Raw genomic sequence first — 1598 nt, forward strand, 5'->3', positions numbered from 1 at the left:
CCCCCGGGTGTGCTGCCGATGCCCGACCTCGGCGTCCCCGCGCCGGCGCGGCGCGGGCGTCGTCGCCGCCGGGTCCCGCTCGCGCTCGTCGCCGGGCTGGTCGTGGCCGCGTTCGGCGCGGGCCTGCTCGGCGGTCTCGTCGGCGCCGGGCTCGACCGGGGCGACGCGCACCTCGCGGACGCAGGCCTGCCCGCCGCCGTGGGCACGGGCTCGGGCGACCGGGCGCCGGACAGCGTGGCGGGCATCGCCGCCACCGTGCTGCCCTCGGTCGTGTCGATCGAGGTCTCGTCCGCCTCCGGTGGTTCGACCGGCTCCGGCCTCGTGCTGCGCCAGGACGGCTACATCCTCACGAACCACCACGTCGTCGCGGGCGCGTCGGGCGCGGGCTCGTCGATCGTCGTGCTGCTGGCGGACGGCTCGCAGCTGCCCGGCACGATCGTCGGCAGCACGGCCGACTACGACCTGGCCGTCGTCAAGGTCGAGGCCGAGGGCCTGACCCCCCTGGTGCTCGGCGACTCCGACGCGGTGCAGGTCGGCGACCCGGTGGTCGCGATCGGCGCCCCCCTCGGCCTCGCGGGCACGGTGACGACCGGCATCGTCAGCGCGCTCAACCGCCCCGTGGCCGCCGGCGACGGCACCGAGGAGACCGCGTTCATCAACGCGATCCAGACCGACGCCGCCATCAACCCCGGCAACTCGGGCGGCCCGCTGGTGAACGCGGCGGGGGAGGTCGTGGGCATCAACTCGGCGATCGCCCAGCCGCCGGGCGCGTCGGCGACCAGCGGCGGCAGCATCGGCCTCGGGTTCGCCATCCCGTCCAACCAGGCGCGGCGCACCGCCGAGCAGCTCATCGAGACCGGCGTGGCCACCTACCCGGTGATCGGCGTGCTCCTCGACGGCACGTACACCGGCGAGGGCGTGCAGGTCGCGACCGAGCCGCAGGGCGCGCAGCAGCCCGTCACCCCGGACGGCCCCGCGGACCGCGCGGGCATCCGCGCCGGGGACGTGATCCTCGCGATCGACGGCCGGCCGGTGACCGCCTCCGACGAGCTGGTGGTCGCGATCCGCGCCCGCACCCCGGGGGACGCGGTGTCCCTGCGGGTCCGCGGCTCGGACGGCTCCGAGCGGGACGTGCGCGTCGTGCTCGACGAGTCCGCGCAGGGCTGACCCGGACGGGGGACCAGCACCGCTAGGTGGGGCGCGCCCCGGACGGTAGCCTGGGGCGCGTGTTCGGGATCAACGGCGGCGAGCTCCTCGTGATCCTGGTCGTGGCCGTCATCGTGATCGGGCCCACGCGGCTGCCGGGGTACGCCGAGCAGCTGGCCCGCCTGACCAAGCAGGCCCGGCACTTCCTCGCAGACGCGCGCGAGCGCGTCGACAGCGAGCTGGGCGACGAGGTCAAGGACATCGACTGGGCCGCCCTCGACCCGCGCCGGTACGACCCGCGCCGGATCGTCCGCGACGCGCTGCTCGACCCCGAGCCCACGCCGGCCGGGGCCCGCACCGCCGCCGCAGCGGCCGGTGCCGGTGCCGCGGCGCACGCCGCCCGCGCCGCCCCCGCGACGACGCCGCTGCCGCCCGGCGCGCCGGCCCCGTTC

At 77.5% G+C, this 1598-nt stretch carries 2 protein-coding genes; both read left to right on the plus strand.

Going from position 1 to position 1598, the window contains the following annotated elements; all coding sequences use genetic code 11:
• Positions 1–1167: trypsin-like peptidase domain-containing protein (locus tag G6556_RS18740; RefSeq protein WP_166944648.1), on the plus strand; the 1167-nt coding region annotated here is incomplete at its 5' end.
• 59 nt (positions 1168–1226) lie between these two features.
• Positions 1227–1598 (plus strand): twin-arginine translocase TatA/TatE family subunit (locus tag G6556_RS18745; RefSeq protein WP_166944649.1); only part of this gene is annotated, 372 nt, incomplete at its 3' end.

The sequence above is a fragment of the Cellulomonas sp. IC4_254 genome, assembly GCF_011603975.1.
Taxonomy (GTDB): Bacteria; Actinomycetota; Actinomycetes; order Actinomycetales; family Cellulomonadaceae; genus Cellulomonas.